Below are 19,180 nucleotides of genomic sequence, written 5' to 3' on the forward strand. Positions count from 1 at the left end.
GTGCTGTAAGGGAGCGATTTGAAAATGACGATTCTGGTTATTGCCGAACACGACAACGCGAGCGTCAAGGCCGCGACGCTGAACACCGTGGCCGCCGCGCAAAAGATTGGCGGCGATGTTCACGTGCTGGTTGCGGGCCACAACGCCCAAGCCGCAGCCGATGCCGCAGCGAAGATCGCAGGCGTCGCAAAGGTGCTGCTGGCCGACGCGCCGCAACTCGCACAGGGTCTCGCTGAAAACGTCGAAGCGACGGTCATGAGCATTGCGAAGAATTATTCGCACATCCTCGCGCCGACCACGGCGGCGGGCAAGAACGTCACGCCGCGCATTGCCGCGAAACTCGACGTTGCACAGATCAGCGACATCACCGCCGTCGAATCGCCCGATACCTTCGAGCGTCCGATATACGCAGGCAATGCGATCGCCACGGTTCAATCGGCCGAACCGATTAAAGTCATCACGGTCCGCACGACCGCATTCGACGCCGTCGCAGCCGAAGGCGGCAGCGCCGCAATCGAAAAGCTCGAAGCCGCAGCGGACAGCGGCCTTGCGCAGTTCGTCAACCGCGAAGTCACGAAGCTCGATCGCCCGGAACTCACGAGCGCGTCGATCATCGTCTCAGGCGGTCGCGGCCTTGGCAGCGGCGAGAACTACACCAAGGTTCTGGAACCGCTCGCGGACAAGCTCAACGCCGCGCTCGGCGCCTCACGCGCCGCCGTGGACGCGGGCTACGTGCCCAACGACTACCAGGTCGGCCAAACCGGCAAGATCGTCGCACCGGGGCTTTACGTTGCCGTTGGCATCTCCGGCGCGATCCAGCATCTGGCGGGCATGAAGGACTCGAAGGTCATCGTCGCGATCAACAAGGACGAAGAAGCGCCCATCTTCAGCGTGGCCGACTACGGCCTCGTGGGCGACCTGTTCACGGTCGTGCCCGAACTCGCGGGCGCACTCGGCTAACTCGCCGCGCCCCCGCCAGCCGCGTCGCCGCCGCGCGACGCGGCCCGCCTCCCCCAAACGGCGCCGATGCGCGCCGCATTTCCCGCTCCCGGCACGCCGTGACGCCCCGCCGCGCGCACTTGCGCGCGCCCGGTTATATTGCGCGTGAGGCCATGTGCGCCGTTTCCGGCAACGCACAGGCCGACAGCCGTTCCCCCTCGCGCGAGCGCCCCGAACGAACCCGTCCCGCTGATGGAGCACGCCTACGATCATTTGCTGCACCTGCTCGCCGCGCATGCCACGTGGACGCTCGCCTTTGTCGTGGTCGCCGCGTTCCTCGAATCGCTCGCCTTCATCGGCACGTTCATTCCGGGCAGCACGGCGATGTTCATCGCAGGCGCGTTCGCGGCCACGGGCACGATCAATCTCGGCTGGCTCTTTGTCTGCGCCATCGCGGGCGCCGTGGCCGGCGACGGCGTGAGCTTCTGGATCGGCCATCGCTACCGCGGCTCGCTCACCCAGATGTGGCCGTTCAGCCGCCACCCCGGCATTCTCGAGCGCGCACAGGCGTATTTCGTGAGCCACGGCACGCGCAGCGTGATCCTCGCGCGCTTCATCGCGCCGCTGCGCGCCGTGGTGCCCATCGTCGCGGGCATGGCCGGCATGGCGCCCATGCGCTTTTTCATGATGAACGTGATCTCCGCGCTCATCTGGGCGCCCGCGCATATCGTGCCGGGCGTGGTGTTCGGCGCCTCGCTCCAGCTTGCGGGCGCGGTGTCGTTCCGGCTCGTCGTCATCCTCGGCATCGTCGCGCTCGCGGTCTGGCTGATCTGGCGTTTCGTGCGCATGCTGCTCCTGCACATCGACAACTGGGCCAGCGCATCGCGGCGCAGCGCCGCCGAGTGGGCGGCGCAACATCCGGGGCGCGCCTCGCGCCGCCTCGCCCGTCTGCTCGACCCGGCGCAGCCCGCGCTTGGCGCGATCATCGTCATCACGGGCCTCGTGCCCGTGTGCGCGGCCGTGTTCTCCTATGTGCTCGACAACGTGCTGCGCGGCGCGCCGCTCGTGCAGCTCGACCAGTCGGTGCGCCAGTTCCTCCAGTCGATCCGCTCCACATGGGCCGACGAAGCGCTCGCGCGCGTGGAAACGCTCGGCAGCGGCTGGACGCTCGCGGCGCTCATCGCGACCGCGGCCGTGTGGATGGCGTTCGAGCGGCGCTGGCGCACCATCGCCTACTGGATGCTCGCGGCGGGCGTGTCGCAACTGCTCATCGTGATCCTGCGCTTCGTGATCCATCATTCGGCGCCGGACGGCGAGAGCGTCGAGGCTTACGTGTTCCCGAGCGACCGCGTGGCAACGATGGTGATCGTCTACGGCTTCGTGATGTTCCTGCTCGTGCGCCGCGCGAGCATGCTGGAGGCCGCGCTCGTGGCCGCGCTCGGCAATGCGATCATCGTTTCCGTGGCGTTCGCGGGGCTCTACTTCGACCGCTTCCTGTTCTCCGACGCCATCGGCGGCGCGGCCTTCGCCTCGATCTGGGTGGCGGCGGTCGTGCTCACCTCGCTGTGGCGCTACCCGCAGCGTCCGCCGCAGCGCGCGTACATGCCGCCCGTCGTGCTCATCGTGCTGGTCGTCTCGATTCTGCTGCAAACGGTGCCGCCGGGGCGCCCCCCGGCGCCGCCGGCCAGCGCCACGGTGGCCTCGCGGCCGCCCGTGGTCATCTCGCAGCTCCAGTGGAGCGACGGCTTCTGGAAGACGTTTGCCTGCTACCGCTTCGACATGAAAGGCACGCGGCGCGAGCCGATGACGATCCAGTGGGCCGCGAACGCCGACGACCTGCGCGCCGCGCTGCGCGACGCGGGCTGGAGCGAAGGCCCGCAGTTCTCGCTGCGCAGCGTGCTCTCGCTCGTCGCCCCGCATGTGGATGTGATGTCGCTGCCGCTCCTGCCGAAGCTGAACAACGGCCTGCCTTCGCCGCTCGTGTTCTCCCGCGCGCGCCTCACGGGCGAGACCGGAGCACCCGGCAGCCGCCGCGACGTGCTGCGCTTCTGGCCTTCGGGCTACGCGCTCGCGCCGCGTGGCGGCAGCGGTGCGAATGGCGCGAATGGTGCGAATGGCGCAAATGGCAGCGCGGCCGTTGCGGGCATTGCGAACGGCCACGAGCCCACGCCGGTCTGGGTCGGCTCGTTGATCCACGAGCGGCTGCGACGCGGCTCCTGGCCGTTCAACGCGATCGCGACCTACCCCGACGCCGACGCCACCGACCTCGCCGCCCCCGGCCAGCCGCCCGGCTGGCGCACGCTCACGCTGCCGGGCGCGGTAGGCTGCGAAGGGCGGCCCGTCAAGCTGATCGTCCAGGCGGGCCGCTAGGGGCACGCTCGCGGGGGACGCTTCAGGCCGTGCTTTCGGCCCAGCTTCCGGTGGCGTGGAAGCGGTCGATGCGCTTGCGCGCGTCCGCGTAGGCGGCGTCGAGCGCGGCGTCGGAGCCCGTGTAGTTGCGCATCATGTCGTGAAAGCGCACGCTGCGCCCTTCGACATGGGCGTCGGCACCGTGGCGGCAGATATAGCCGCTGTAGTGGAACAGCGGCTCGGGCGAGCGCGGCCCGAACGCCGGAATCGGCAGCACCCAGATCTCGAAGCCTTCATGCTCGGTGTGGTCCCACATGGCGAGTCTCCTGTCGACATGACGCCGACTATCGTCGCACGGCACCCCGCTCGCCTGCAAACCGCCCCTTTCCGCGACTTTGGCTAAACTATGCGGGCGTAGCAAAATCCCCCGACTCCCTAGCGATACCCAAAATCATGACGCCGGCCTCACTCACGCAGGAACCGCAGTCCGTCTCCAGCGCCGTCACGCGCAACGCCTTCTTCATCGTTGCCACCGTCAACGACGACGCCGCGAGCCGCGCCACCGTGCGCGCCTGGTGCGCCGATGTCGCCAATCTCGTGCGCGCCGTGGGCAAGCGCGTGCCGGCCGGCAATCTCTCGTGCGTGGTGGGCTTTTCGTCCGACGCGTGGGACAAGCTGTTCGGCGAGCCGCGCCCGGCCGCGCTGCACCCGTTCCGCGAATTCGGCGCGGGCGAGCGCAAAGCCGTCGCCACGCCCGGCGACATTTTGCTGCACATCCGCGCCGACGAAACCGACCTGTGCTTCGAACTCGCCACGCAGCTTATGAACCGCCTCGAAGGCGCGGTCAAGACCGTGGACGAAGTGCACGGCTTTCGCAACTTCGACATGCGCGCGATGATCGGCTTCGTGGACGGCACCGAGAATCCCACCGGCAACGAAGCGGTTCACTTCACCGTGATCGGCGAGGCCGAAGACCCCGAATTCTGCGGCGGCAGCTACGTGCTCGTGCAGAAGTACCTGCACGACATGAAAGGCTGGAACGCGCTTTCCGTGGAAGCGCAGGAGCACATCATCGGCCGCACCAAGCTCCAGGACATCGAACTGGAAGACGGCGTGAAGCCGAGCTGGTCGCACAGCTCGCTCACGACGCTCGAAGACGACGCCGGCAACGAGATCAAGATCCTGCGCGACAACATGCCGTTCGGCCGGCCCGGTTCGGCCGAATTCGGCACCTACTTCATCGGCTACGCGCGCACGCCCGCGCCGATCGAACAGATGCTCGAAAACATGTTCGTCGGCTCGCCGCCCGGCAACTATGACCGTCTGCTCGACTTCAGCCGCGCCGTCACCGGCGGCCTGTTCTTCGTGCCCTCGCAACCGCTGCTCGAAGCGCTCGCCGACGTCGAGCCGGGCACCGCGTCCACGATCGAAGTCGACGCCGCCACCCCATCAGAAACAGACACCGAGCCTGCCGCCGCGTCCTCCGCGGACGGCTCGCTCGCCATCGGATCCCTCAAAGGAGCACCCCGGTATGAATAACCTCCATCGCGAGCTGGCGCCCATTTCCACGGCCGCGTGGTCGCAAATCGAAGAAGAAGTCGCGCGCACCTTCAAGCGCTCGCTCGCGGGCCGCCGCGTCGTGGACGTCGAGGGCCCCGGCGGCGCGGCGCTCGCGGCCATCGGGACGGGCCACCAGAACGGCATCGAGGCGCCGCTGGAAGGCATCCGCGCGCGCCAGCGCGAAGTGAAGGCACTCGTCGAGTTGCGCGTGCCGTTCGAGCTGTCGCGCGAAGCCATCGACGACGTCGAGCGCGGCGCCGAGGACTCCGACTGGCAGCCGGCCAAGGACGCGGCCACGCGCCTGGCGTTCGCGGAGGACCGCGCGATTTTCGACGGCTATACGGCCGCGCAGATCACGGGCATTCGCGAAGGCACGTCGAACCCCGTGCTGCCGCTGCCGGCCGACATCGCCGAATATCCGGAGATCATCGCCAAGGCGCTCGAACAGTTGCGCCTGCAAGGCGTGGACGGCCCCTATGCGGTCCTGCTCGGCTCCGACGCGTACACGGCGGTGAGCGAAGCGAGCGATCAAGGCTACCCGATCCTGGAGCACATTCGCCGTCTCGTGAATGGCGAGATCATCTGGGCGCCGGCCATCGAAGGCGGTGCGATCGTGAGCACGCGCGGCGGCGACTTCGCGTTCCATATCGGTCAGGACGTGTCGATCGGCTATTCCTCGCACGACGAACTGAGCGTGCGCCTTTATCTGCAAGAGAGCTTCACGTTCATGCTGCTCACGGCCGAGGCCTCGGTGGCGGTGAAGCCCGAGTAAGTTCGCGTTGATGCGCGGGCAATGAAAAATGGGCGCTTCTTTCGAAGCGCCCCTTTTCTTTCATACCTTGCGTTCAGACATTACTGATAGAAGTTCACCGTCACGACCGCCGAGCGGCCCGGCGCCCAGGTCGCGTAGATCGGGTACGCAGACTGGTAGTACTCCTTGTCGAAGATGTTGTTCACGTTGAGCTGAACATCCACTTTCTTCGACACGCGCCACGTCGCCGAAGCATCGAAGCGCGCGTAGCCCGGCGTCCACTTGCGCGAAGTCGCCGCCACCGATGCGTAGGTCAGGCTCGACACCGTTGCGCCCGCACCCAGCGTCAGCTTCGGCAACACGTCGTAGCTCGTCCACAGCGTGAAGTTGTGCTTGGGCACCATCACCATCGGCAGGCCGGAGAGCGTGGGGCTCGCCGGGCCGGCATTGGTCGTGATGGCGTCGAGATACGAATAGCCGCCGAACACGGACCACTTGCTCGTCACGTTGCCCGCGAAACCGAATTCGAAGCCGCGCACGCGCTGCGAGCCCGCGTTGATCGTGCCGCCCAGGCCGTCGCTCACGCGCGCGTTGGTCTTGTCGGTCTGGAACAACGCCGTGGTGAGCGAGAGGCGCTGGTCGAGCACGTCCCACTTCGCGCCCACTTCGATGTTGCGCGCGCGCTCGGGGGCGAGATCCTGGTTGGTCACCGTGATCTGGTCGGTGCCGCCGCCCAGACCCGAGTTCGAGCCCGGCGGGTTCGCCGAGGTGCCGTACGACGCATAGAGGCTCACGTTCGGGATCGGCTTGAACACGAGGCCGAACTGGTAGCTGAAGAGGTTCGAGATGTTCGACAGATCGGCCACGCCCGCTTGCTGCGCGCTCACGTCATAGCGGTCGAAGCGCAGGCCCGCGTTGAAGATCCAGCGCTCGGAAAGCTGCACGCTGTCGAACAGATAGGCCGAGGCGATGTTCGTTTGCGTGTGCGTGGCGGGCCCCGGGAAGCTCTTGTCGCCGTTGAGCACGATGCTGCCCGTCCACGGGTTGTTCGGGTTCCAGCCGCCGTAGAGCGACGTGCAGTTGTACGCCACCGTGCACGGGCCGCCCGAGCGGATGTTGTTGCCCGCCGAATCGCTCACGAGATAGCCCTCGTAGCGGTCCTGCTCGTGGCTGAATTCCACGCCTGCCGTAAGCGTGTGGCGCATGCCGTAGAGATCGAACTTGCCGTTCGCCTCGGTCTGGTTCGCCACGCTGTTGGTCGCGTACTTGCCGCTCTTGGCCTGGAGGCTGAGGATGTTCGAGGTCGCGCTCGTCAACTGCGGATTGGTCGCCACGTAGTCGAGCGTCGAGCGCCCGAACATCGTCGTGTTCTTGATCTTCCACGCGTCGTTGATGCGGTGCTCCACCTTCACTTCGCCGGTGTCGGTCTGGCCGTAGCGATAGTCGCGCGTGTTCAGGCCGAAGAACTGGCCGCGGCTCGTCGAAACCGGCGTGCCGCCCGTCGAGCGGAACGGCACGCTGAAGTCGGGCATGTCGTAGCTGTTCAGGTGGTAGTAGCTCACCGTGACCGTGGTCGGCGTGTTCAGGCCGAACGCGATCGAGGGCGCCACGCCCCAGCGCTTGCTGTACACGTCGGTGCGGCCGGCCTGGTCGGCGTCGTGGCCCATGGCGTTCAGGCGGAACGCCGTGGTGTCGTTGAGCTTCTGGTTCCAGTCGATGGTGGCGCGCTTGTAGCTGTCGGTGCCGAGACCCACGCTGCCGTTGATGAAGTTGTCGGCCTGCGGCGCCTTGGTCGTGATGTCGATGCTGCCGCCCACCGACCCGCGCCCGGCGTACACCGAGTCGGGGCCCTTGATGACGCTGATGTTCTCCACGTCGAAGGTTTCGCGGTTCTGCACGCCCGAGTCGCGCATGCCGTCCACGAAGATCGAGTTGCGCGACTCGAAACCGCGAATCACGGGGCGGTCCGCCGAGGGATTCGCCGCCGCGTCGCCGCCCAGGAAGGTAATGCCGGGCACCGTGCGCAGCGCGTCCTGGAACGTCGTGACGTTCTTTTCCTTGAGCACTTCCTCCGGGATCACCGTGACCGAGCGCGGCGTGTCGATGAGGGGCGCGGTGAACTTGTACGAGCTGAGCGCCTTCGTCTGCATCTCGGACGGCGCCGAAATGACCTTCACGGCAGGCAACGTGCTTTCCGCGGCCGTGGCGGCCGTGGCGGCGGCGTCAGGGGCGGCGGCCGATGCAGCCACAGGTGCGGCGGGCGCGGTCTGCGCGTGCGCGAGGGTCGAGGCGAAGAAACCGGAGCAATAGAGGGCTGCGACGGAGGCGATTGCGCGCATCCGCGTCGGAAATTGGGCGGGCATGGGTTGCGAGTTGGTCGGTGACGGGCGTTCTATCGTTGCGGCGAGCGTCACGCGCCCCGTACGCTACAAAGAATCCGGCGATTTATCGTATTTACGAATGCACATCATTCTCATTCGCCATAGCAATTGTAATGAAAGGTTATATTTGTGTAAACATTCAATACGCAAATCGTGAGCGCCGTGTGGCGCGAGGCGGGCTTTTGACGGGGCTGACTGGCGGGGCTGACTGACGGGGCTTTTGACAGGACTGACTGACAGGACTGACTGCGCGGGATGACAGCCGGTATGATGGCGGGCTCGCTGCGGACGACGCCTCGTTCGCGCGCCCGTATCCATTCACGACGACTGAGGAAGACCGCCATGACGGCAGCATCGCAATTCGACCAGGTTTCCGTAATCAAACGCGCCAACGTCTACTTCGACGGCAAGTGCGTCTCGCACACCGTGCTGTTCGCCGACGGCACCCGCAAGACGCTCGGCGTGATCCTGCCGGGCGCGCTGAATTTCGGCACCGACGCGCCCGAGCTGATGGAAGTGCAGGCGGGCCAGTGCCGCATCCGCCTTGCGGGCAGCGACGAATGGAAGACCTACAGCGCCGGCGAGTCGTTCTCGGTGCCGGGCAACAGCCGCTTCGACATCGACGTGGTCGAGACGCTCGACTACGTTTGCAGCTACCTGTAAGCCTCGCAGCGTTGCTGGGAAACGCCCGCCGCGTGGCTCGCGGCGGGCGTTTTCGTTTTCATTATTGCGAGCGTTCCGGTTCGCGCGACCCGCACGCCCGATGACGCGCTGGACGCGCCGCCCGAACGCCCTCGCTACAATGGGCGCCAGCCCTTCGCCCCATCATTTCCAGGCTTTCCGTCACGCCGTGTCGTCCCTCACGCCCCCCCTCACTCCACGCCCGCGCGCGAGCGCCGAGCGTCCGCCGGCGCGCAGCCCGCTCGTCACGCTCGCGGTCGTGACCGTGCTCACCGGCATCGGCGCGGGTCTGGGCGGCATGCTGCTCGCGCTGCTGCTGCACGCCATCCAGCACGTCGCGTATGGCTACGGCGCGGGGCACATCATCGGCAAGGAAAGTTTCCTGCAAGGCGTGACGGATACCGCGCCGTGGCGGCGCGTGGCGGTGCTGGTGGTGTGCGCGTTGATCGGCGGCGGCGGCTGGTGGGCGCTCTATCGCTACGCCCGTCCGCTCGTGAGCATCAGTGCGGCGATCAAACCGGGCGGCCCGCGCATTCCCCTCTTTTCGACCACCGTGCACGCGCTGCTACAGATCGTGACCGTGGCGATGGGTTCGCCGCTCGGGCGCGAGGTCGCCCCGCGTGAGATCGGCGCCGCGATCGCGAGCTGGCTCTCGCGGCGCACGGGCCTCACGGCCGCCGAACGCCGCGTGATGATCGCGTGCGGCGCGGGCGCGGGACTCGCGGCGGTCTATAACGTGCCGCTGGGCGGCGCGATGTTCGTGCTCGAAGTGCTGCTCGGCACCTTCGGCTGGTCGGTGGCGGTGCCGGCGATCGCCACCTCGGCCATCGCGGCCGTGGTCGCGTGGATCGGCCTCGGCGACGAGCAGCAATACCACGTGCCCGCCTACGCCATCAACGCGCAACTCGTGGTGTGGTCGGTGCTGTGCGGGCCGATCTTCGGCGCGGCGGCGCACGGCTTCTCGCGCGTGACGAGCCGCGCGCGCGACGCCTCGCCCAAGGACTGGCGGCTGCCGCTCTACGCCGTGATCAATTTCGCGGGTATCGGCGTGCTGGCCATCTGGTTTCCGCAGTTGCTCGGCAACGGCAAGGGCCCGGCGGGCCTGAGCTTCGACAACGATCTCGGCATCGGGCTCGCAGCCGTGCTGCTCGTGCTGCGCGTGCTCATCACGACGACCACGCTGCGCGCGGGCGCGAAGGGCGGTCTGCTCACGCCGGGGCTCGCGAACGGCGCGCTGCTCGCCATCGTGATCGCGGGCCTCGCGAACCACGTGTGGCCCGGCCTATCGGCGGGCACGTTCGCGATCATCGGCGCGGGTGCGTTTCTCGCCGCCTCGATGCAGATGCCCATCACCGCGACCGTGCTGATTCTGGAGTTCACGCACGTCAACCACGATCTCGCGATTCCGTTGCTGCTCGCCGTGGCCGGGTCGGTCTCCACGCTGCGCCTGCTAGCGCGCGCGCAGCGTCCTTCGCGCGGCGTGCCTGCCGCACCGGGCGAGCGCGAGCGGCGGCTCGCCGCGCTGCGCGAACCGACCGCGCGCGAAGCCTCGGACTGAAACGCCAACGGACAATCAGGCGCCGAGATCCGCCAGCGGATGCGCCTCGGCGCGCCACGGCGACGCAAGGAAATGCTGCACGCGCTCGGCCCGCACCTCGGGCAGCGTTGCGGGCGCCCAACGCGGCTTGCGGTCCTTGTCGACGAGATGCGCGCGCACGCCTTCGCAGAAGTCGCCCTCTTCGATCGAGCGGCCCACGATGCCAAGCTCCATGCGGAAGCACTCGGCAAGCGTCATCTGGCGGCCACGCAGCAGCGCTTCGCGCGTGACTTCGAGCATCGTCGGCGAATAGTGCGTGAGCGCTTCAAGCGTGGCTTCGAGCCAGGCACGCTCGCTTTCCGTGTGCTCGCGTTCGAGGTCCGCATGCAGCGAAGCCACGATCTGCCCGACGTTCGCGCGGCGCTCGAAGTGGCGCGCGATGAGCGGCGCGAACGCGGCAAGCTTGCCTTCATCCGCCTCGTGGCACGGCGCGACGAACACCTCGCGCAGCGCAGCCAGCACGTGGCCCGCTTCATCCTTCCATTGCGCGCCCGCGAGGCGCGCTTCGTAACCGTCGAGCCATTCGCCGGGCACGCAGGCGTCGGCGAGATGGCAGTGCACCGCGTCAGCGCCGGTGAGCATCGCGCCGGTCAGGCCCACGTAAAGCGCCATCTCCGGCGGCATCTTCGAGAGGAAGTGCGTGGCGCCCACGTCGGGCAGCAGGCCGATACGCGTTTCCGGCATCGCGATCTTCGTGCGCGTGGTCGCGACGCGCAGCGCCGCCGCCTGGCCAAGCCCCATGCCGCCGCCCATCGTCACGCCGTCGAGCAGCGCGACGAGCGGCTTGGCGAACGTGTGGAGCGCGTAGTCGAGCCGATATTCATCGACGAAGAATTGCTGCCAGCCGTGCGCACCGTCGCGCTCGTTCGCGCGCGCGAGTTGATAAAGCGCGCGCACGTCGCCGCCCGCGCAAAAGCCCTTCGGGCCCGCGCCTTCCAGCACGAGTGCGACAATGGAGTCGTCCGAGCGCACGCGCTCCAGCAGCACGGCCAGCTCGCGCACCATGGCGTGCGAAAGCGCATTGAGCGCCGCAGGGCGATTGAGCGTGACGATCGCCACGCGGTTGACCACGCGAAACAGCACGTCCGGCGCGGTTTCCTGCGCAGTTGCGTGTTCACGCTGGGCGCAAGCGGGTGTTGCATTCATTGCTTAGTTCTCCGTTTCAATGTGCCAGCGCGGCTTGCGTTTCTCCAGGAACGCGTTGACGCCCTCGCGCTGGTTCGGCGAGTCGAACAGATCGACGAAGCTTTCGCGCTCGACCGCGAGCGCCGCGCCGCGCGGCACGCCGTTGCGCGCCTGATGGATCAGCGACTTGCTGGCGCTCACCGCCTGCGGGCTCAGGGAGGCCACGCGCCCCGCCATGGCGAGCGCGGCCTCGCGTGCGCCGCCCGTCGCGACGACTTCCTCAACGAGACCGATGCGCAGCGCCGTTTGCGCATCGACGCGCTCGCCGGTGAGAATGATGCGCTTGGCCCAGCCTTCGCCCACGAGCCACGGCAAGGTTTGCGTGCCGCAGCCGCAAGGCAGCAGCCCCACGGCGGGCTCGGGCAGCGCGAGCTGCGCGTGTTCCTCGGCAATGCGGATATCACAGGCGAGCGCGCACTCCAGGCCGCCGCCCATCGCATAGCCGTTGATGGCGGCGATCACCACGGGCCGCGCCTGCTGCACGGCTTCGAAGGCCGCGCCGAACGCGCTCGCCGCCGTGCGCGCGACCTCGCGCTCACCGCCCGCGAACGCATTGAGGTCGGCGCCCGCGCTGAAAAACTTGGGCCCGCTGCCGGTGATAACGACGGCGCGCACCTGCGGCTCGCGGTTGAACGCCTCGATCACCTGCTGAAGCTGGCGCAGGCCGTCGATCGTAAAGGCGTTGGCAGGCGGGCGCGAAAGCGTGAGCAGGACCACCGCGCCATCATGCGCGTATTCGAATTCGATCATTTCGGACTCCGTGTGGATATCAGCGCAGTTCGGGGAAATCCTCTTCCCAGTACTCGTCGGGCTGGCGCGCGGGCTCGGTGCTGCGCTCCATTTCGCGGCGGCGCAGCTCGACGCGGCGGATCTTGCCCGAGATGGTTTTCGGCAGATCGCTGAATTGCAGGCGGCGAATGCGCTTGTACGGCGCGAGCTTTTCGCGCGAGAAGCGGAACACCTCGCGCGCAAGATCGGGACCGGCCTCGTAGCCCTGGCGCACGATCACGAACGCCTTCGGCACCGAGAGACGCAGCTCGTCCGGGCTCGGCACGACGGCCGCCTCGGCAATCGCCTCGTGCTCGATCAGCACGCTTTCCAGTTCGAACGGACTCAGGCGGTAATCCGACGACTTGAACACGTCGTCGGCACGGCCCACGTACACGTAGTAGCCGTCGTCGCGGCGCAGCGCCACGTCGGAGGTGTGGTAGTAGCCGTTGCGCATGGCGTGCTCTGTCGCCTTCGCGTTGTTCGCGTAGCCGGTCATCAGGCCAAGCGGGCGCTCCGACGCGTTCGGCCCGAGCGGCAGCGCGATTTCGCCTTCGCTCACGGGCTGGTCATCGGGGTCGACGAGCGCCACGCGGTAGCCCGGCAGCGGACGGCCCATCGCGCCCGCCACCACGGGCTGGCCCGGCGAGTTGCCGATCTGGCAGGTCGTTTCCGTTTGCCCGTAACCGTCGCGGATCGTGATGTCCCAGGCGTGGCGTACGCGCTCGATGATCTCTGGATTGAGCGGCTCGCCCGCACCGACGATCTCGCGCAGCTTCACCGCATGCGAGGCGAGCGGCTCCTGCACGAGCATGCGCCACACCGTGGGCGGCGCGCACAGCGTGGTCACGCCGCACTGCACGAGCGCGGCGAGCGTGTCTTTCGGCACGAAGCGCGCGTAGTTGTAGACGAACACGCACGCCTGCGCATTCCACGGCGCGAAAAAGCAGCTCCACGCGTGCTTGGCCCAGCCCGGCGAGCTGATGTTCCAGTGGATGTCGCCCGGCACGAGGCCGATCCAGTACATCGTCGAAAGGTGGCCTACCGGGTAGCTTTGGTGCGTGTGCTCGACGAGCTTGGGTTTGGAGGTCGTGCCCGAGGTGAAATAGAGCAACATCGGGTCGGTGGCGCGCGTGGGGCCGTCGGGCGTGAAGGCGGGGTTCGCTTCGTAGGCGCGGGAGAGATCGATCCAGCCTGCCTGTGGGCCGCCCACCGCGATGCGCTTCACGCCGGCATCGAGCGCGTCGAACTTGCCGAGTTCGGCGGCGTCGACCACGACGTAGCGCGCACCGCCCGTTTCCACGCGCTCGCGCACGTCGTCGGGCGAAAGCTGCGTCGTGGCGGGCAACACCACCGCGCCGAGCTTCATCGCCGCGAGCATCACGTCCCACAGTTCGACGCGATTGGGCAGCATGAGCAGCAGACGGTCGCCGCGGGCGACGCCCTGCTCGCGCAGGAAGTTCGCCATGCGCGAGGAACGCTCGGACATCTGCGCGAACGAATAGCGCGTGCCGCCGTTCGCGAGATCGTCGACGATCCAGAGCGCCGGATTGTCGTTGCCGCGCGCCATCACGTCGAAGTAATCGAGCGCCCAATTGAAGGTGTCGAGCTTCGGCCAGGCGAATTCATCGTAAGCGCGCGCGTAGTCGGTGCGGTGACGCAGCAGCAGATCGCGTGCGTCGATGAAGGCCTGCGCGGAAGGGGTGAACCCGGTCATCGTCGTCTCCATAGATTGTATTTATCTGGTCATCCTCACGGCTTCTCAAAGCTGCCGCGCGATCACCATCCGCTGCACTTCGCTCGTGCCTTCGTAAATCTGCGTGATGCGCGCGTCGCGGTAATGACGCTCCACCGGGTAATCGTTCAGGAAGCCATAGCCGCCATGAATCTGGATGGCGTGCGAGCACACTTCCTCGGCCATTTCCGAAGCATAGAGCTTCGCCTGCGACGCCTCGGAAAGACACGGCTTGCCGAGCGAGCGCAGCCGCGCGGCGTGATGCACGAGATGGCGCGCCGCATTGATGCGCGTGTGCATGTCGGCCAGCATGTTCGCCACGCTCTGATGCTTGATGATGGGCTCGCCGAACTGCACGCGTTCGTGCGCGTAGGCGCGCGCCGCTTCGAACGCCGCGCGCGCGATGCCGAGCGCCTGCGCCGCGATGCCGATGCGCCCGCCTTCCAGGTTCGCGAGCGCGATCTTCAGTCCCTCGCCGCGCTGGCCGAGCAGGTTCGCTTCGGGAATCGCGCAATCGACGAGCGAGATCGGGCAGGTGTCCGAAGCGCGAATGCCCATCTTCTTCTCGTGCGGGCCGACGTTGAACCCCGGCGTGTCGGTCGGCACGATAAAGGCCGAGATGCCGCGCTTGCCCGCGTCGGGATCGGTCACCGCGAACACGATGGCCACGCTCGCGCGCGCGCCGTTGGTCACGAACTGCTTGCTGCCGTTGAGCACCCACTTGCCGTCGCGCAGTTCGGCGCGCGTGCGCAGGTTGTTCGCCTCGGAGCCCGCCTGCGGCTCGGTCAGGCAAAACGCGCCGATCATCTCGCCGCTTGCGAGCTTGCCGAGCCAGCGGTCCTTTTGCGCGTCGGTGCCGAATTGCAGGATCGGTCCGCAGCCCACCGAGTTGTGCACGCTCACGAGCGTGGCGCACGAAGCGCAGCCCGCCGCGATCTCCTCCATGGCGAGCGCGTAGGCCACGTAGTCGGTGTACGAGCCGCCCTGCTCCGGCGGCACGATCATGCCGAGAAAGCCCAGCTCGCCCAGTTGCTTGACGACCTCGTCAGGCAGCTTGCCGTCGCGGTCCCATTGCGCCGCGTTCGGCGCAAGCTGCTCGCTCGCGAAGTCGCGCGCGGCGTCGCGAATCATGCGCTGGTCGTCGGTGTAGAACTCGTCCATATGTGTCCCCTTCCTGTGTCTCTTGCGCTTGCCATCCACTGTGGCGCGGTGCGGCCCCGGCTGCAAGGCTTGCGAAAAGTTTAGGCATGGCGGCAGCCGCATTCGATGCCCGCCACGCTCAATCTCACTGATCGGATTTACCATACTGGCTTCGACAACCCCACGGGAAGCGGATCTGTGCAGGCTGAGAAAACCGAAACACTGAGCGAAAAAGGCACGATCTCGATGAGCCTCGTCAACGAGACGCTGGCGCTCGCGCGCGCGGGCGGCCTCGACGCCGCGTCGCTCGCCGAGGCCGCCGGCATCGCGCCGGCCACGCTGCTCGCGCCGCACGCCCGCGTGAGCGCGGCGCAATACGGCCACCTGTGGTCGGGCATCGCGCGCGCGCTCGACGACGAGTTTTTCGGCCAGGACTCGCACGCGATGAAAAGCGGCAGTTTCATCGCCATGACGCACTCGGCGCTCGGCGCGCACACGGGCCGCCAGGCGTTGCAGCGCGCGGTCCATTTCATGCGCCTCGTGCTCGACGACCTGGCGGCCGAAATCGACGTCGACGCCACGCGCGTGCGCGTGACGCTCGTGCACCGCGCGGGCAAGCCCACGCCGACGATGTTCGCCTACGCCACCTGGTTCATCCTCGTCTACGGGCTCGTGTGCTGGCTCGTGGGGCGGCGCATTCCGCTATTCGCCGCGCGTTTTCGCTGCCCGCCGCCGAGCGCTGCGCACGAGTACCAGTTGATGTTCTGCGACGACATGGCTTTCGACCAGCCGGCCACCTGGTTCGAGCTCGCACCCGCGTTTCTCGACCTGCCCGTGATCCAGACCGCCGGTTCGGCGCGCACCTTTTTGCGCAACGCGCCGGGCAACTTCGTGGTGAAGTACCGCAATCCGGGCGCATTTGCGGCGCGCGTGCGCCGCACGCTGCGCGCGCTGCCCGCCACGGCGTGGCCCGACGCCGACGCCATCGCGCAACGCCTGAACGTGGCCCCCGCCACGCTGCGGCGGCGGCTGCGCCAGGAGGGCCATAGCTGCCAGTCGATCAAGGACGGGTTGCGGCGCGACCTGGCGATCGAAGCGCTGCGGGACCCGGCGCTTTCGGTCGCGGACGTCGCGGCGGCCGTCGGCTTCGCGGAGCCGAGCGCATTTCACCGGGCGTTTCGCAAATGGACCGGCCAGCGGCCGACCGACTATCGCGCCGCGCACCTGCGCGCTCGCACGCACTAAAGCGGGTTTCGATCCGCCTTTCAGTTATTGAGATAGCGCCTATAATTTTTAGGGATATCCCTTAGACGAAAGGCCTTGCCATGAACCCCCTTCCGCGTGTAGTGCTCGGCATGCTTGCCGGGGCATGCTGTTTCGCGTCGGCTGCGGCGCTGGCCCAACCGTACGATCCCTCGCAGCCTCTGACTCGAGCGCAGGTCCGTGCGGATCTGGTCGAATGGCGTCAGGCCGGCTATGACCCGCTCGACTGGATCGACTACCCCGAAAACGCCCAGCGCGCGGGCGCCATCGTAGCGCAACGGCGTGCGCAGCACGCCGGAACGCTCGCTCCCGCCGGTCAAACGACCCAGTAATGCCGGTGATCGCTTGATCGCTGCACGGCTGTAACACGCGACGCCGGGCATCGCAACGCCCGGCGCGTGTTTGCAGTTGTGCGCATTGCTTCCCGACACGGGCGCGCCCAGTGCGCTCGTCTTCCGCTTGCCGCCGCAGCGCACGCTGTTGTACCCGTTCCACGCTCATGACGGCATTTCTGCGCTGGTCGGACAATTGTTTACAATCGCGCCCGTAGCCACACGCTACGGCATGCGCGCACGCCGCGTCGCGGGCCTGCCAACGCCGGCTGCACACAAGAACCACACAAACAAGCAACGAACAACCCGCTCGACTCTCAAGGGCCCGATCTTCATGGACGCCATCTCACGCTATTTCGGTTTCGAAGAAGCAGGCACCAACCTGCGCACCGAACTGCTCGCCGGTTTCACCACTTTCCTCACGATGGCTTACATCATCTTCGTGAATCCGGCCATTCTCGGCGACGCCGGCATGCCGAAGGAAAGTGTGTTCGTCGCCACCTGCCTCGTCGCGGCGCTCGCCTCGATCATCATGGGCCTGTACGCGAACTACCCCATTGCACTCGCGCCCGGCATGGGCCTGAACGCGTATTTCGCCTATACGGTCGTGAAGGGCATGGGCTTCACATGGCAGGCCGCGCTCGGCGCCGTGTTCATCTCCGGGTGCCTGTTCTTCATCGTCACGCTGCTGCGCGTGCGCGAAGCCATCGTCAACGGCATTCCGCATTCGATCCGCGTGTCGATCACAGCGGGTATCGGCCTCTTTCTCGCGATCATCTCGCTCAAGACGTCGGGCGTCGTGGTCGGGAGCCCGGCCACGCTCGTCGAGCTCGGCAATCTGCACGATCCGCATACGATCCTCGCGATCATCGGCTTCTTCGCGATCGTCACGCTCGATGTGCTCAAGGTGCGCGGCGCGATCCTGATCGGCATCGTGGGCGTCACGGTGCTGTCGTTCTTCTTCGGCGGCAACCAGTTCCACGGCATCTTCTCCCCGCCGCCTTCGATCGTGCCGACGTTCGCGCAACTCGACATCAAGGCGGCGCTCTCCACGGGCGTGCTCAACGTGGTGCTCGTGTTCTTCCTCGTGGAGCTGTTCGACGCGACCGGCACGCTGATGGGCGTGGCCAACCGCGCGGGCCTGCTCGTGCACGGCAAGATGCACCGCCTGAACCGCGCGCTGCTCGCCGACAGCACGGCGATTCTCGCGGGCTCGGTGCTCGGCACCTCGTCGACCACGGCGTATATCGAAAGCGCCTCGGGCGTGCAGGCGGGCGGCCGCACCGGCATGACCGCGCTCACCGTGGCCGTGCTGTTCCTCGCGTGCCTGTTCGTCGCGCCGCTCGCGGGCGTGGTGCCGGGCTACGCCACGGCGCCAGCGCTGCTCTACGTGTCGTGCCTGATGCTGCGCGAACTCGCCGACCTGCCCTGGGACGACGCCACCGAAGTCGTGCCGGCCGCCCTCACGGCGCTCGCCATGCCGTTCACCTACTCGATCGCCAATGGCGTGGCGTTCGGCTTCATCTCGTACGCGGGCCTGAAGCTGCTCACGGGCCGCGTGCGCGACGTGAAGCTGATCGTGTGGATCATCGCGGCCGTGTTCCTGTTCCGGTATTTCTATCTCGGCAACGCGTGACGGGTTGAGGCGGGTTGATCCGATGGAGCGCCAATCGAGCGCTCCATCGGGCGACATCGCCTCGCATGCGGCGCAGGCTAATGCACGCTGAATAACGTCTGCGGGCGCTTCATGGTAATTGCGGTGATTGCGGCATCCCGACTACGGCGACAAATCAAACTTCACGGCCGTCTATCTGCACCGCCGCGGGCGTCATCCTTATCATAAGGAAACACTCTCCAGTCGCCCCGCACCAAGGAGTCGCCCCGTGGCAACCTATCCCGCCGCATCAGAACGCTATACGAAGCCCGCGATCTTCTTTCACTGGGCCATTTTCGTGCTCATCGCGCTCGCCTATCTCGCCATCGAGGTGCGCGGCCCCAAGGGCAGCGACAGCCGCGTGTTCTGGAGCAACGTCCACTTCTGGGCCGGCACGCTCGTGCTCACGCTCGCGGTGCCGCGGCTCTTGTGGCGACTCTGGCGCGGCGCGCCCGCCGACATCGACTCGAACCGGCTGCTCTCGTTTCTCTCGCGCTTCGTCCATCTCGCGCTTTATCTGTTTATCTTTGTCCAGCCGCTGCTCGGCATTCTGATGATCAACACAGGCGGCCATCCGGTCACGCTCGCGGGGATCGATCTCCAGATCACGCTCGTCGGCCCGGACCCGGCCGCGCGCAAGTTCATCAAGGAGGCGCACGAGCTGACCGGCAACCTGTTCTACTGGGTGATCGGGCTGCATGCGCTCGCCGCGATCGGGCACCATCTCGTGCTGCGCGACAACACGCTGCGCCGCATGATCTGAGCGCGGCGCGGACACAAACGAAAACCGCGCCCAGGGGCGCGGCTCGCTGCACTGCCATTGAAGGGGAAAGCGCCCGCGCGTC

At 67.2% G+C, this 19,180-nt stretch carries 16 protein-coding genes; 10 read left to right on the plus strand and 6 right to left on the minus strand.

Features of this window, described 5'->3' with window-relative positions:
* Positions 1–24 precede the first annotated feature (24 nt).
* Positions 25–960, plus strand: coding sequence for an electron transfer flavoprotein subunit alpha/FixB family protein (locus C7402_RS25590; RefSeq protein WP_116612662.1), 936 nt, complete (start codon positions 25–27; stop codon positions 958–960).
* A gap of 231 nt (positions 961–1,191) precedes the next feature.
* A complete protein-coding gene (locus C7402_RS25595) occupies positions 1,192–3,309 on the plus strand; it encodes a VTT domain-containing protein (protein WP_116612663.1) in 2,118 nt (705 codons plus the stop codon).
* A gap of 22 nt (positions 3,310–3,331) precedes the next feature.
* Here the strand turns inward: C7402_RS25595 and C7402_RS25600 are convergent, their stop codons facing one another.
* Positions 3,332–3,604, minus strand: coding sequence for a hypothetical protein (locus C7402_RS25600; protein ID WP_112171020.1), 273 nt, complete (start codon positions 3,602–3,604; stop codon positions 3,332–3,334).
* 137 nt (positions 3,605–3,741) lie between these two features.
* Here C7402_RS25600 and C7402_RS25605 point away from each other — a divergent pair, with 137 nt between their 5' ends.
* Together C7402_RS25605 and C7402_RS25610 are read left to right on the plus strand one after the other, a co-directional pair.
* On the plus strand, positions 3,742–4,827 hold the full coding sequence (locus tag C7402_RS25605) for a Dyp-type peroxidase (protein ID WP_112171019.1): 1,086 nt from the start codon (positions 3,742–3,744) through the stop codon (positions 4,825–4,827).
* Positions 4,820–5,620, plus strand: coding sequence for a family 1 encapsulin nanocompartment shell protein (locus tag C7402_RS25610; RefSeq protein ID WP_112171018.1), 801 nt, complete (start codon positions 4,820–4,822; stop codon positions 5,618–5,620). Before C7402_RS25605 ends, C7402_RS25610 begins: the two co-directional genes overlap by 8 nt.
* Positions 5,621–5,700: 80 nt before the next feature.
* Here the strand turns inward: C7402_RS25610 and C7402_RS25615 are convergent, their stop codons facing one another.
* Entirely contained in the window at positions 5,701–7,962 is a 2,262-nt protein-coding gene (locus C7402_RS25615; protein WP_112171017.1) for a TonB-dependent receptor, read from the minus strand.
* Between the two features lie 360 nt (positions 7,963–8,322).
* Between C7402_RS25615 and ppnP the strand changes: the two genes are divergently transcribed.
* Positions 8,323–8,643, plus strand: coding sequence for a pyrimidine/purine nucleoside phosphorylase (ppnP, locus tag C7402_RS25620; protein WP_116612664.1), 321 nt, complete (start codon positions 8,323–8,325; stop codon positions 8,641–8,643).
* 187 nt (positions 8,644–8,830) lie between these two features.
* Positions 8,831–10,219, plus strand: coding sequence for a chloride channel protein (locus C7402_RS25625; protein ID WP_372460310.1), 1,389 nt, complete (start codon positions 8,831–8,833; stop codon positions 10,217–10,219).
* A gap of 15 nt (positions 10,220–10,234) precedes the next feature.
* Here C7402_RS25625 and C7402_RS25630 read toward each other — a convergent pair whose 3' ends face one another.
* The 4 genes from C7402_RS25630 to C7402_RS25645 are packed head-to-tail and all read right to left on the minus strand — an operon-like array spanning position 10,235 to position 15,107.
* A complete protein-coding gene (locus C7402_RS25630) occupies positions 10,235–11,404 on the minus strand; it encodes an enoyl-CoA hydratase/isomerase family protein (protein ID WP_116612665.1) in 1,170 nt (389 codons plus the stop codon).
* Positions 11,405–11,407: 3 nt separating this feature from the next.
* Positions 11,408–12,193: an enoyl-CoA hydratase gene (locus C7402_RS25635; RefSeq protein ID WP_116612666.1), complete on the minus strand. Its 786-nt coding sequence runs from the start codon at positions 12,191–12,193 to the stop codon at positions 11,408–11,410.
* A gap of 19 nt (positions 12,194–12,212) precedes the next feature.
* On the minus strand, positions 12,213–13,928 hold the full coding sequence (locus C7402_RS25640) for an AMP-binding protein (RefSeq protein WP_116612667.1): 1,716 nt from the start codon (positions 13,926–13,928) through the stop codon (positions 12,213–12,215).
* A 45-nt stretch (positions 13,929–13,973) separates the two neighbouring features.
* Entirely contained in the window at positions 13,974–15,107 is a 1,134-nt protein-coding gene (locus tag C7402_RS25645; RefSeq protein WP_116612668.1) for an acyl-CoA dehydrogenase family protein, read from the minus strand.
* Between the two features lie 105 nt (positions 15,108–15,212).
* Between C7402_RS25645 and C7402_RS25650 the strand changes: the two genes are divergently transcribed.
* The 4 genes from C7402_RS25650 (at position 15,213) to C7402_RS25665 (ending at position 19,098) form a co-directional block, all read left to right on the plus strand.
* A complete protein-coding gene (locus C7402_RS25650; protein ID WP_116612669.1) occupies positions 15,213–16,331 on the plus strand; it encodes an AraC family transcriptional regulator in 1,119 nt (372 codons plus the stop codon).
* 80 nt (positions 16,332–16,411) lie between these two features.
* Positions 16,412–16,681, plus strand: a complete 270-nt coding sequence (locus tag C7402_RS25655; protein WP_116612670.1) for a DUF4148 domain-containing protein — start codon at positions 16,412–16,414, stop codon at positions 16,679–16,681.
* A gap of 334 nt (positions 16,682–17,015) precedes the next feature.
* The gene (locus C7402_RS25660; RefSeq protein WP_112171008.1) at positions 17,016–18,317 is read left to right on the plus strand and encodes an NCS2 family permease; all 1,302 of its coding nucleotides are present in this window, start codon (positions 17,016–17,018) and stop codon (positions 18,315–18,317) included.
* Between the two features lie 247 nt (positions 18,318–18,564).
* Positions 18,565–19,098, plus strand: coding sequence for a cytochrome b (locus C7402_RS25665; protein WP_116612671.1), 534 nt, complete (start codon positions 18,565–18,567; stop codon positions 19,096–19,098).
* Positions 19,099–19,180: the final 82 nt, after the last annotated feature.

The organism is Paraburkholderia unamae (assembly GCF_003096875.1).
Classification (GTDB): Bacteria; Pseudomonadota; Gammaproteobacteria; order Burkholderiales; family Burkholderiaceae; genus Paraburkholderia; species Paraburkholderia unamae.